Genomic DNA, 12294 nt, shown 5'->3' on the forward strand with positions numbered 1-12294 from the left:
GGCGCAGGGCCCCGGCACGGGGAATCGGATCAGGTGATCCTTCAGCCCTTACATGCCTTCCGGCATCGGGCCGAACCACTTTTCGTAGATGCTTTTGTAGGTACCGTCTTCCTTCATGGAAGCCAGGGCGGCGTTGACTTCGTCAACCCATTCGCTGCCCTCGACCAGGGCAATGCCGTATTGCTGGCCTTCGTACAGCGGGCCAACGGTAGTGACCTTGCCTTCACCCTTGGTGCGGGCAAAGTAGCCGACGTTGGGCGCGTCGTAGAATACCGCGTCGATCGCACGGGACATCAGCGCCATGTACATGTCTGAGCTGCCCGGATACGGCGTCACGCCATCATCCTGCTCCAGGTTGGCCATCAGGTAATCGTAGGAAGTACTGCCGATCTTGGTGCCGACCTTCTTGCCTTCCAGATCGCTCAGCTCTGTCATATCGCTGCCTTCACGCACCAGGATGCGAAGGCCGGAATCGTAATACGGATCGGAAAAGTCGACGATCTGCTCGCGCTCTTCGGTGATGGTGATACCGGCAATGGCAATATCCACGTTACCGGTCTGCAGGGCCGGGATGATGCCATTGAAGTCCATGGTTTGCAGGTCATATTCAAAGCCCGCACGCTTGGCCACTTCGGCGATGATTTCCATGTCGAAGCCGATCATCTCACCGGTTTCCTGGTCCATCATCTCGAACGGAACGAAGCTCGGGTCGGTAACAACCTTGAGGTTTTCCGCGCTAGCTGTTCCTGCCGCCACGGTCAGTGCCAGGCTGGCGCCAAGAGTCTTCAGCCATTTCGTGCTCATGCTTTCTCCTTTTGCTTCTTGTCAGGCTCCGTTTGCCCGGTAAGGCAAGCCGGAAAGACCACTGCTGGTGACCGTGGTTTCCGGGGAGCGTTAATGGGATTGCAACACATACACTTTAGACTATTACGCATCGGAGTGCCGAAAATCAAATGCTTGGGTGTTGAACATGGGGTCAGGAGAAGGCCTTCTTCTGACCCCGGAGTCGGGGGGCGGAAACAAAAAAAGGGGTCAGATGAAAGCGTTCATCTGACCCCAGGGGTTGGCGCCGAAAAAGGAGAGCGGGCATAAAAAACGGGTCAGATGAAAGTCTTCATCTGACCCGTGTTCAGCGTGAGCCCGCAGACTGGGCCGGTGCAAAGGGGTCAGAAGAAAGCTTTCTTCTGACCCCATGTTCAGCCTTCAGAATGCGATTTTCTCGCGATCCCCAATGCCCAGGTTCTTCCAGATACTCAGGCTAGGCTCCGCCTGGTTCAGCGTATAGAAGTGCAGCCCGGGTGCACCCGCCTTCAGCAGGCGTTCACACATTCTGGTTACCACTTCCTCGCCGAACTGGCGGATGCTGTCGGTGTCGTCGCCGTAGGCTTCGAGCTGCTTACGGATCCAGCGCGGGATTTCCGCACCGCACATGTCCGAGAACCTCACCAGGCTGGAGAAATTGACGATGGGCATGATGCCCGGCACCACCGGAATGGTGACGCCCAGTTTCTCCAGACGCTCGATAAAGTAGAAGTAGCTGTCCGCATTGAAAAAGTACTGGGTGATGGCGCTGTTGGCGCCGGCCTGTACCTTTCGGGCAAAGTTCCTCAGATCTTCTTCGGCATTGCGCGCCTGGGGGTGGAACTCCGGGTAGGCGGCCACTTCCAGGTTGAAATGATCGCCGCTGTGCTTCCGGATGAACTCCACCAGCTCATTGGCGTAGCGCAGCTCCCCGGAGGCACCCATGCCTGAGGGCAGGTCGCCGCGCAGGGCGACGATACGGTTGATGCCGTTTTCCTTGTACAGGTCCAGCAGCTCGCCGATCTCGTCGCGGGTGCCGCCAACGCAGGACAGGTGTGGCGCCGTAGAGATGCCCTGTTTGTGCAGGCTGAGCACGGTTTCAATGGTGCGGTCCCGGGTGGAACCGCCCGCACCGAAGGTGACCGAGAAGAAATCCGGGTTCACCTCGGCCAGCTTGTTGCGCACCGTTTGCAGCTTCTCCTTGCCCTGATCCGTCTTGGGCGGGAAAAACTCGAAGCTGAAACGGCGCTTGAATTGCTTCTGGGATTCCATGATCTTTTCCGCTTAGTACCTGTAGCTTTCCGGCTTGTACGGGCCTTCGACCGGTACACCGATGTATTTCGCCTGCTCCGGGGTCATCTTGGTGATCACGCCACCAAAGCCTTCCACCATCGCACGGGCAACCTCTTCATCCAGCTGCTTCGGCAGTACCTGAACGTAGACGCCCTTGGACTTGGAATCCGCCGGCAGGTCGCCGAACTTGCGCTCGAACAGGTACATCTGAGCCAGAACCTGGTTCGCAAACGAACCATCCATGATCCGGGACGGATGACCGGTGGCGTTGCCCAGGTTCACAAGGCGGCCCTCGGACAGCAGGATCAGGTGGTCGTTGGTGGCCTTGTCACGGTAGATCACGTGAACCTGCGGCTTGACCTCGTCCCACTCCCAGTTCTTGCGCATGTAGGCCGTGTCGATCTCGTTGTCGAAGTGGCCGATGTTGCACACGACGGCGCCGTTCTTCAGGGCCTTGAGCATGTTGGCGTCGCACACGTTGACGTTGCCGGTGGTGGTAACCAGCAGGTCGGTGTTGCCCAGCAGATCCTTGTTGATACCCGCTTCGGTGCCCGTGTTCACACCGTCGATGTACGGAGACACGACTTCAAAACCGTCCATGCAGGCCTGCATGGCGCAGATCGGATCCGATTCGGTGACCTTCACGATCATGCCTTCCTGACGCAGGGACAGGGCGGAACCCTTGCCCACGTCACCGTAACCGATAACCAGGGCTTTCTTGCCGGAGAGCAGGTGGTCGGTGGCCCGTTTGACGGCATCGTTCAGGCTGTGGCGGCAGCCGTACTTGTTGTCGTTCTTGGACTTGGTCACGGAATCGTTCACGTTGATCGCCGGTACCTTCAGGGTGCCTTCCCGCAGCATTTCCTGCAGGCGGTGGACACCGGTGGTGGTTTCCTCGGTGATGCCGTGGCAGTTGTCCAGGATCTGGGGGTATTTGTCGTGGAGCAGGGCCGTCAGGTCGCCGCCGTCGTCCAGGATCATGTTCGGTTCCCAGCCGTCGACATCCGCGCCCACGGTGCGCTCGAGACACCAGTCGTATTCCTCGTCGGTTTCACCTTTCCAGGCAAACACGGGGATGCCCTGGGCGGCGATGGCTGCGGCGGCCTGGTCCTGGGTGGAGAAGATGTTGCAGGAGGACCAGCGCACGTTGGCGCCGAGCTCGACCAGGGTTTCAATCAGCACCGCGGTCTGGATGGTCATGTGGATGCAGCCCATGATGTTGGCGCCTTTTAGCGGCTGCTCTGCCTTGTATTTGTTACGCAGGGCCATCAGGGCGGGCATTTCGCCTTCGGCGATCTTGATTTCCTTGCGGCCCCAGTCGGCCAGGGAGATGTCGCGGACTTTGTAGTCGTCGAAGTTCTTCAGTTTTTCTGCCGGAGTGCTCATGGTGTTCTCCTGTCAGTTCTTTTTGGGCTCCGGAGTCTGGTTTCCGGTACCGCTAGGTTCGGTGGTATCGGTGGTGGGGGATGTCTTCCCCGGAACCGCTACGAGCACGTCCATGTGCGCTTGTTTCAGGCCATCCTTGGCCTTCAACATTCCGGGGAAGACATCCCCCACCACCTCGATTGACCTTCATGCGCATGCCGTCAGCAATACGCCTTGTAAAACAATTTGGGCTTCTGTGCTCTGGCGTCGCAGCTTTAGTAACAGCGGTGTACGTCAATGCCTGATAAGCCCTCGCCGTTTATCATCGGCGGTGATGAGGTCAGTCCTTCGTGGACTGTTGAGGGCCATGGACGGCCCGAAACAAGCGCACATGGATGTGCTCGTAGCGTGTCCACGAAGGACTGACCTCAGCGCCGCCACCCCGAAAGGTGGCGGGCTACTCCAATAAAACTCAGAGGCCAGACCCGGCACTCTCAACCCCGGAAGCATCCCGAAGCGCCTCGGCGCGGTCGGTCTTCTCCCACGGGAACGCGGTGAAGGTGTCGCCGCCGACGGTCATCTCGAACGGATCGCGACCGAAGTGACCGTAGGCTGCAGTCGCCCGGTACATCGGGTGTAGCAGGTCCAGCATGCGGGTGATGGCATACGGACGCAGGTCGAAGTTCTGACGGACCAGCTCGATGATCTTGTCGTCGCTGATCTTGCCGGTACCGAAGGTGTTCAGGGAGATCGAAGTCGGCTCCGCGACACCGATGGCGTAAGAGACCTGGATCTCGCACTTGTCGGCCAGGCCGGCGGCGACGATGTTCTTGGCCACGTAACGACCGGCGTAGGCCGCGGAACGGTCCACCTTGGACGGATCCTTGCCGGAGAACGCGCCCCCACCGTGACGGGCCATGCCGCCGTATGTGTCCACGATGATCTTCCGGCCGGTCAGGCCACAGTCACCTACCGGGCCGCCGATAACGAACTTGCCGGTCGGGTTGATGTGGAACTGGGTGTCCTTGTGCAGCAGCTCTGCCGGCAGGGCGTGCTTGACGATCAGTTCCATCACCGCTTCTTTCAGGTCTTCCTGGCTGACGTCCGGGTCGTGCTGGGTGGACAGGACCACGGCGTCGATGCCGGCAACCTTGCCGTCTTCGTAGCGGCAGGTCACCTGGCTCTTGGCGTCCGGGCGCAGCCATGGCAGCAGGCCGCTCTTGCGGGCTTCGGCCTGGCGCTGTACCAGTCGGTGGGAGTAGGTGATCGGGGCCGGCATGAGTACGTCGGTCTCATTGCTGGCGAAGCCGAACATCAGGCCCTGGTCGCCTGCGCCCTGGTCTTCCGGCTTCTGGCGGTCAACGCCCTGGGCAATGTCCACGGACTGCTTGCCGATGATGTTGATCACGCCGCAGGTGCTGCCGTCGTAGCCAACGTCAGAGGAGGTGTAACCGATGTCGTTGATCACGCCGCGAACCAGGTCCTCCAGGTCGACCCAGGCACTGGTGGTGATTTCGCCGCCGATGATGGCAACGCCGGTCTTGACCATGGTTTCACAGGCCACGCGGGCGTGTTTGTCTTCGGTCAGGATGGCATCCAGCACGGCATCGGAGATCTGGTCCGCCAGTTTGTCCGGATGGCCTTCGGAGACCGATTCGGAGGTAAAGATGTTGTAGTCAGACATAGGTGTTTGCTCCTCTGTGAGCGCTTGAAATTCGTGCCGGGGGTCAAACATGACCGGTGCCGGCTGCCTGGTTGTTGATGGTTGTCAGGGCATACGTAAAACTACCTACGCCCATATCAAATTTTTTTGATATTCCGGTTTGGCTATTCCCTCAGGCCGGTCTGGAGGTTTTCCAGAATTCCCGCACCTGTACCTGGAAGCCGTTGCGCAGGCCGATAAACAGCTGCTCGCCGGCTACCAGGTCGGCATCTGCTGCCCAGCTGGTCAGTTCCTCGGGCTCGAAGCCCAACCAGAGGTCGCCACAGTTTTCCTTGGCCCAGTCCTGGTCGTGGCTGCACAGATCGCTGATTACAAAGCAGCCGCCGTTGTTCATCAGCGCCGCGGCATCCAGGAAGATGTCCGCCGGGCTGGGCACGTGGTGCAGCACCATGTTGGCTACCACCAGATCGAAGGAGTCCCCCCGGGCCAGCAGGGTATCGGTCACACCCTCGATCAGATCCACGTTGTTCAGTCGCTCGTCTATGCAGGTGCGAGCGGCCTTCGCGAGCATGTCCCGGCTGTTGTCCAGGGCCACTACGTGTTCGAACAGGCCCGAGAGCACCGGCAGAAAAGCGCCTTCACCCGGGCCGATCTCCAGTGCCGTTTGCCAGTCCTGCTTGCCGGTCCTCTTGCGGATCAGTTCGGCCGTGGGCTCGGCGTACAGATCGAAGGCTGCAATCAGTTCCTGCTGTTCCCGGAACTGCTCCGAGTGCCGGGAGAAGAACGCCTGGGACTGATCGGCCCGCTGTTCGCGGATCGCGTCGATTTTCTCCTGCAGGTGGTCGGCCAGCGGCACAAGGTCCACCGTCTCGAAAATCTGCCGGATGGTCTGATCGGTGAGCTTGTCGCTGTCCAGGTGCAGGGGGCGGCGGTAGAAAATGGCATTGCCCTCCCGCTGCGGCTCGAGCAACCCGGCCTTGTGCATCACTTTCAGGTGATGGCTCATGCCGGACTGGCGCATGTCGAACATCTGGCTCAGCTCCAGCACACCAAAGGTGTCCCGGCGCAGCACACGCAGGATCTCCAGGCGGAGCGGGTCGCCGCTGGCCTTGAAGATCGGGGCCAGGGCGTCAACCGAGGCCATTGGATTCGCATGTGCATTCAATGAAGTCATGGTTGCGAAGTTTAGGTGGGTTCGGCTGGTCATTCAATAGCCATATCAAAAAAATTTGATATAGATTTATCAGGCTTTGAAATCAGGCTGTTTCGGGAATCCACAGGCAAACAATCGTGAAAAGGAAGCAGGCTGATTTGCCCCGGCACACAGTAATCGGCGAAAATACGCGCCTTATTTTTGATCGCCCTTTGAATCACCACGAATTCTTTTCCTGCAAAACACTGGAGAAACGTCAATGCCGTCTCGTAAAGATCTCGCCAACGCCATTCGCGCGCTGAGCATGGATGCGGTTCAGAAAGCCAAGTCCGGCCACCCGGGTGCGCCCATGGGTATGGCGGATATCGCCGAGGTGCTGTGGAACGATTACCTCACCCACAACCCGGCCAACCCGCATTGGGCCAACCGTGACCGCTTCGTGCTGTCCAACGGTCACGGTTCCATGCTGCAGTATTCTCTGCTGCACCTGAGCGGGTATGACGTTTCCATCGATGACCTGAAGAATTTCCGTCAGCTTCACTCCAAGACTCCGGGGCACCCGGAATATGGCTATACGCCGGGCATCGAGACCACCACCGGCCCGCTGGGCCAGGGCATCGCCAATGCCGTCGGTTTTGCGATTGCCGAGAAGTCCCTGGCGGCGCAGTTCAACCGTCCGGGTCATGACATCGTTGATCACCACACCTACGCATTCCTGGGTGATGGCTGCCTGATGGAAGGCATTTCCCACGAAGTCTGCTCTCTGGCCGGCACCCTGGGCCTGGGCAAGCTGATCTTCTTCTACGATGACAATGGCATCTCCATCGACGGTGAAGTGGAAGGCTGGTTCACCGACAACACCCCGCAGCGTTTCGAGTCCTACGGCTGGCAGGTGATCCCGAACGTGGACGGCCACGATGCCGAAGCCATCCGTGCCGCTATCGAGGCAGGCCGCGCCAACACCGAGCAGCCTACGCTGATCTGCTGCAAGACCATCATCGGTTTCGGCTCGCCGAACAAGCAGGGCAAGGAAAGCTGTCACGGCGCGCCGCTGGGTGATGATGAAATCTCCCTGACCCGTGAGCAGCTGGGTTGGGAGCATGGCCCGTTCGAGGTGCCGGAAGACATCTACGCTGCCTGGAACGCCAAAGAAAAGGGCGCAGCGGCGCAGGCAGCTTGGGAAGAGAAGTTCGCGGCCTATGAGAAGGCCGAGCCGGAACTGGCCGCCGAATTCAAGCGCCGCATGGCCGGCGATCTGCCTGCGGACTTCGCCGAGAAGGCCCAGGCCTACATTCAGGAATGCCAGGACAAGGGCGAGACTGTCGCCTCCCGCAAGGCTTCCCAGAACACCCTGAATGCCTACGGCCCGCTGCTGCCGGAACTGATGGGCGGCTCTGCCGACCTGGCCGGTTCCAACCTGACCATCTGGAGCGGCACCAAGGGACTCACCAAGGAAGACGCCTCCGGCAACTACATCTATTACGGGGTGCGTGAGTTCGGTATGGCGGCGATCATGAACGGCATCGCCCTGCACGGCGGTTTCGTGCCCTACGGCGCCACCTTCCTGATCTTCATGGAATACTGCCGCAACGCAGTGCGCATGGCGGCATTGATGAAGCAGCGCTCCATTTTCGTATTTACCCACGACTCTATCGGTCTCGGCGAAGACGGCCCGACCCACCAGCCGGTCGAGCAGCTGGCCAGCCTGCGCACCACTCCGAACATGAGCACCTGGCGCCCGGCTGATACCGTGGAATCGGCAGTGGCCTGGAAAGCCGCACTGGAGCGCAACGACGGACCGACCGCCATGGTCTTCTCCCGTCAGGGTCTGCCGCATCAGGACCGGACCGCCGAGCAGCTGGCCAACGTGGCCCGGGGTGGCTACATCCTGTCCGACAGCGAAGGCGCGCCGGAGCTGATCCTGATCGCCACCGGCGGCGAAGTGGGCCTGGCCCAGGACGCTGCCGCCAAGCTGCGCGAGCAGGGCAAAGCCGTCCGTGTCGTCTCCATGCCGTCCACCGACGTGTTCGACGCCCAGAGCGCCGAGTACAAGCAGCAGGTGCTGCCGCTGGAAGTCACCAACCGCATCGCCGTTGAAGCCGGCATTGCCGACTACTGGTACAAGTACGTTGGCCTCGACGGTCGTGTCGTGGGCATGACCACCTTCGGCGAGTCCGCACCGGCCGGCGAGCTGTTCAAGGAATTCGGCTTCACCGTCGACAACATCCTGGAAGTCGCTGACGAACTGCTGGACGCCTGATGAGCAACTCAAAGCCTTTTCGGATCGCCATCAACGGATACGGCCGGATCGGCCAGTGCGTGTTGCGGGCGCTCTATGAAAATGGCTATCGCGACCACCTTCAGGTGGTCGCGATCAACGAGTTGTCGGATATCGATACCATCGCCCATCTGACCCGCTACGACTCGACCCACGGCCGTTTCCGCGGGGGAATTGCGGTTGAGGGGGATAACCTGATCGTCGACGGCGATCGCATCCGCGTGTTGCGCCACCCGGACCCTGCTGATCTGCCCTGGCGTTTGCTCGATGTCGATCTGGTGCTGGAATGCTCCGGATCCTATTCGGACCGGGGAACGGCCCAGAAACACATCGATGCCGGCGCGCAACGGCTGCTGTTCTCCCAGCCCGCGGAGTCGGATGTCGACCGCACCGTAGTATTCGGAATCAATGACGGCGAGCTGACCGGCGAAGATGTGATCGTTGCCGCAGGCTCCTGCACCACCAATTGCCTGGTGCCGTTGATCAAGGTACTGGATGACGCCTTCGGCGTGGAGCAGGGGAGCACCACCACTATCCACGCCGCCATGAATGACCAACCGGTAATCGACGCCTACCACCATCAGGACCTCCGCCGCACCCGCAGCGCCCTGCACAACATCGTGCCGGTGGAGACGGGCCTGGCCCGCGGAATCGAACGCCTCCTGCCTCATATGGAAGGCAGGTTCAGCTCCGTGGCCATGCGCGTACCTACCCTGAATGTCTCGGCAATCGATATGGTCGTTAATGTGGGCACCGCCACATCGGTCGAAGCCGTTAACATGTTGTTAGAGAGCACCGCAGGGGGCCCGTTAAAAGGTATCCTCGGCTACACCGACGAACTGCTGGCCAGCTCCGACTTCAACCACGATGCCCACTCCGGCATTGTCGACGGCGGCCAGACGAGGGTAACCGGCGGCACCATGGTGAAAGTGTTGTGCTGGTTCGATAACGAGTGGGGATTTGCCAACCGGATGCTGGATGTCAGCCAGCGTTGGCTGAGCAAGGCCGAAAATGGGGCTGCCCCCGGGAGTTGATCTGAAAATGGGGTCAGATGAAGGCTTTCATCTGACCCCGGGGCCACTGACCAGGCTCTGCGCTATATCAGGGGTCTGATGAAGACTTTCATCTGACCCCAAGTTCACTGAACAACCGCAAAATTTAAGGACGAACACATGGCCATCAAGAAAATGACTGACCTGGACCTCGCCGGCAAGCGGGTCCTGATCCGCGAAGACCTCAACGTGCCGGTCAAAGACGGCAAGGTAACCAGCGACGCCCGCATCCGCGCCTCCCTGCCGACCATCAAGGCAGCGAAAGACGCCGGCGCCAAAGTCATGCTGATGTCCCACCTGGGTCGCCCGGAAGAGGGTGTCTATGACGAGGCCTCCTCCATGAAGCCGGTCGCCGACCACCTGACCCGGGTCCTCGGCCAGGAAGTGCGCCTGATCAAGGATTACCTGAACGGCGTAGACGTAGCCGACGGCGAAGTCGTCCTGTTCGAGAACGTCCGCTTCAACAAGGGTGAGAAGAAAGACGACGAAGAACTGTCCAAAAAGTACGCCGCCCTGTGCGACGTCTACGTCATGGACGCCTTCGGCACCGCCCACCGCGCCCAGGCCTCCACCCACGGCGTCGCCAAATACGCCCCTGAATCCTGTGCGGGGCCTCTGCTGGCCGCCGAACTCGAAGCCCTCGGCAAGGCCCTCGACAACCCGGCCAAACCGGTCGTGGCCATCGTCGGCGGTTCCAAGGTCTCCACCAAGCTGGACGTCCTCAACGCCCTGGAAAAAGTCTGCGACCAGATCATCGTTGGCGGCGGCATCGCCAACACCTTCCTGGCCGCAGCCGGAAACCCGGTCGGCAAGTCCCTGTGCGAACACGACCTGATCGACACGGCTAAGGACATAGCCTCCCGCGTAGAAATCCCGCTGCCGGTTGACGTAGTCGTCGCCCCGGAATTCGGCGAAAACGCCCCCGCGACGACCAAGAAGATCGCTGATGTTACCGAAGAGGACATGATCCTGGACGTTGGCCCTGAAACCGCTGGCAAATTTGCCGAGCTGCTGAAGAACGCCAAAACCATCCTCTGGAACGGCCCGGTCGGCGTCTTCGAGTTCGACCAGTTCGGCAACGGCACCAAGGCCCTGGCCGAAGCCATCGCCCAGAGCGACGCCTTCTCCCTGGCCGGCGGTGGTGACACCGTCGCCGCCGTTGACAAGTACGGCGTTGCTGACAAAATTTCATACATCTCCACCGGCGGAGGCGCGTTCCTGGAATTCGTGGAAGGCAAGACACTGCCGGCAGTAGCAGTACTGGAAGAGCGTGGCGTGTAAGGCAAGAACATAGATTCTGAGCGACGCCAGCAACAAAGTCAGAATCGCAAGGAGGGTGAGGCAGGTCCTTCGTGGAATCTCGAAGGCCAGGGAAGGCCTGAGAGAAGCGCACATGGGTAAGGCAAGCGTTTTTGAAGCGGAGCTTCATGCGCAGCCGAACGACAGCAATCTGTGATTGCTGGCCGGACCCCGCGAGGGGTGCTCGTAGCGGTTCCACGAAGGACCTGCCTCACCCTCCGCAGCAGACTCCCAAGTCCTGAGACAAGAGTCTGAAGCAAAACAGAATTCAAACATCCTAAATCCAACGAAGGAGACAACCCATGGCCCTGATTTCGATGCGGCAACTTCTGGACCACGCCGCCGAGCACGGTTACGGTGTGCCAGCCTTTAACGTAAACAACCTCGAGCAGATGCGCGCTATCATGGAAGCTGCTGACAAGACCGACTCCCCGGTTATCGTCCAGGCCTCCGCAGGTGCCCGCAAATACGCCGGCGCGCCGTTCCTGCGCCACCTGATCCTGGCTGCGATCGAGGAATTCCCGCACATCCCGGTCGTCATGCACCAGGACCACGGCACCAGCCCCGCCGTGTGCCAGCGCTCCATCCAGCTGGGCTTCAGCTCCGTCATGATGGACGGCTCCCTGGGTGAAGACGGCAAGACCCCGACCGACTACGAATACAACGTCGACGTCACTCGTCGCACCGTTGAAATGGCCCACGCCTGTGGTGTTTCCGTAGAAGGTGAGCTGGGTTGCCTGGGCTCTCTGGAAACCGGCCAGGCCGGCGAAGAAGACGGCATCGGCGCCGAAGGTACCCTGGACCACAGCCAGATGCTGACCGACCCGGAAGAAGCCGCGGACTTCGTCAAGAAGACCCACGTGGACGCCCTGGCCATCGCCATCGGCACCAGCCACGGCGCCTACAAGTTCACCCGTCCGCCCACCGGCGACATCCTGGCCATCGACCGTATCAAGGAGATCCACGCCCGGATCCCGGACACCCACCTGGTCATGCACGGCTCCAGCTCCGTTCCCCAGGAGTGGCTGCAGATCATCAACGAATACGGTGGTGAGATCCCGGAAACCTACGGCGTACCGGTTGAGGAAATCGTCGAAGGCATCAAGCACGGCGTGCGCAAGGTCAACATCGACACCGACCTCCGCCTGGCCTCTACCGGCGCGGTCCGTCGCTTCCTGGCCCAGAACACCGCCGAGTTCGACCCGCGTAAATACCTGAAGGAAACCATGAAGGCCATGACTGAAGTCTGCGTGGCCCGCTATGAAGCCTTCGGTACCGCCGGCAACGCCAGCAAGATCAATCCGATCAACCTCGAGCGTATGTTCGAGCGGTATGCGGCTGGCGAGCTGGATCCGAAGATCAAGTAAGCCCTCGAGCCGATCGTCCCCGC

General features: G+C 60.4%; 10 protein-coding genes. 4 read left to right on the forward strand and 6 right to left on the reverse strand.

The features are described 5' to 3' along the window. Positions 1-48 precede the first annotated feature (48 nt). From MD273_RS02880 to MD273_RS02905, 6 genes are all read right to left on the reverse strand, one after another. The gene (locus tag MD273_RS02880) at positions 49-804 is read right to left on the reverse strand and encodes a transporter substrate-binding domain-containing protein (protein WP_239036259.1); all 756 of its coding nucleotides are present in this window, start codon (positions 802-804) and stop codon (positions 49-51) included. 399 nt (positions 805-1203) lie between these two features. Further along, the gene (metF, locus tag MD273_RS02885) at positions 1204-2073 is read right to left on the reverse strand and encodes a methylenetetrahydrofolate reductase [NAD(P)H] (protein WP_239036260.1); all 870 of its coding nucleotides are present in this window, start codon (positions 2071-2073) and stop codon (positions 1204-1206) included. A gap of 12 nt (positions 2074-2085) precedes the next feature. Beyond that, on the reverse strand, positions 2086-3480 hold the full coding sequence (gene ahcY, locus MD273_RS02890) for an adenosylhomocysteinase (RefSeq protein WP_239036261.1): 1395 nt from the start codon (positions 3478-3480) through the stop codon (positions 2086-2088). A 451-nt stretch (positions 3481-3931) separates the two neighbouring features. Continuing rightward, positions 3932-5143, reverse strand: coding sequence for a methionine adenosyltransferase (gene metK, locus MD273_RS02895; RefSeq protein ID WP_239036262.1), 1212 nt, complete (start codon positions 5141-5143; stop codon positions 3932-3934). A 151-nt stretch (positions 5144-5294) separates the two neighbouring features. After that, positions 5295-6296 carry an ArsR/SmtB family transcription factor gene (locus MD273_RS02900; RefSeq protein ID WP_239036263.1) on the reverse strand — a complete coding sequence of 334 codons (1002 nt, stop codon included), beginning with the start codon at positions 6294-6296 and terminating at the stop codon, positions 5295-5297. Positions 6297-6325: 29 nt separating this feature from the next. Then, positions 6326-6535, reverse strand: coding sequence for a hypothetical protein (locus MD273_RS02905; RefSeq protein ID WP_239036264.1), 210 nt, complete (start codon positions 6533-6535; stop codon positions 6326-6328). Here MD273_RS02905 and tkt point away from each other — a divergent pair. The 4 genes from tkt to fba all read left to right on the forward strand — a co-directional run bounded on the left by tkt (position 6535) and on the right by fba (position 12271). After that, entirely contained in the window at positions 6535-8535 is a 2001-nt protein-coding gene (gene tkt / locus MD273_RS02910) for a transketolase (RefSeq protein ID WP_239036265.1), read from the forward strand. The two genes, MD273_RS02905 and tkt, sit on opposite strands and share 1 nt — an antisense overlap. Further along, positions 8535-9587: a type I glyceraldehyde-3-phosphate dehydrogenase gene (locus tag MD273_RS02915; protein WP_239036266.1), complete on the forward strand. Its 1053-nt coding sequence runs from the start codon at positions 8535-8537 to the stop codon at positions 9585-9587. The genes tkt and MD273_RS02915 overlap by 1 nt, the downstream gene beginning before the upstream one ends. A 138-nt stretch (positions 9588-9725) precedes the next feature. Further along, a complete protein-coding gene (locus MD273_RS02920) occupies positions 9726-10886 on the forward strand; it encodes a phosphoglycerate kinase (RefSeq protein WP_239036267.1) in 1161 nt (386 codons plus the stop codon). Between the two features lie 320 nt (positions 10887-11206). After that, a complete protein-coding gene (gene fba, locus MD273_RS02925; protein WP_239036268.1) occupies positions 11207-12271 on the forward strand; it encodes a class II fructose-bisphosphate aldolase in 1065 nt (354 codons plus the stop codon). Positions 12272-12294: the final 23 nt, after the last annotated feature.

The sequence above is a fragment of the Marinobacter sp. C7 genome (genome assembly GCF_022343555.1).
Taxonomy (GTDB): Bacteria; Pseudomonadota; Gammaproteobacteria; order Pseudomonadales; family Oleiphilaceae; genus Marinobacter.

Excerpts from the sequence above, each read along its gene's own strand:
- MD273_RS02880 (WP_239036259.1), bottom strand. The coding sequence starts at position 804 with ATGAGCACGAAATGGCTGAAGACTCTTGGCGCCAGCCTGGCACTGACC.
- tkt (WP_239036265.1), top strand. The coding sequence starts at position 6,535 with ATGCCGTCTCGTAAAGATCTCGCCAACGCCATTCGCGCGCTGAGCATG.
- metK (WP_239036262.1), bottom strand. The coding sequence starts at position 5,143 with ATGTCTGACTACAACATCTTTACCTCCGAATCGGTCTCCGAAGGCCAT.
- ahcY (WP_239036261.1), bottom strand. The coding sequence starts at position 3,480 with ATGAGCACTCCGGCAGAAAAACTGAAGAACTTCGACGACTACAAAGTC.
- MD273_RS02900 (WP_239036263.1), bottom strand. The coding sequence starts at position 6,296 with ATGACTTCATTGAATGCACATGCGAATCCAATGGCCTCGGTTGACGCC.
- MD273_RS02915 (WP_239036266.1), top strand. The coding sequence starts at position 8,535 with ATGAGCAACTCAAAGCCTTTTCGGATCGCCATCAACGGATACGGCCGG.
- MD273_RS02920 (WP_239036267.1), top strand. The coding sequence starts at position 9,726 with ATGGCCATCAAGAAAATGACTGACCTGGACCTCGCCGGCAAGCGGGTC.
- metF (WP_239036260.1), bottom strand. The coding sequence starts at position 2,073 with ATGGAATCCCAGAAGCAATTCAAGCGCCGTTTCAGCTTCGAGTTTTTC.
- fba (WP_239036268.1), top strand. The coding sequence starts at position 11,207 with ATGGCCCTGATTTCGATGCGGCAACTTCTGGACCACGCCGCCGAGCAC.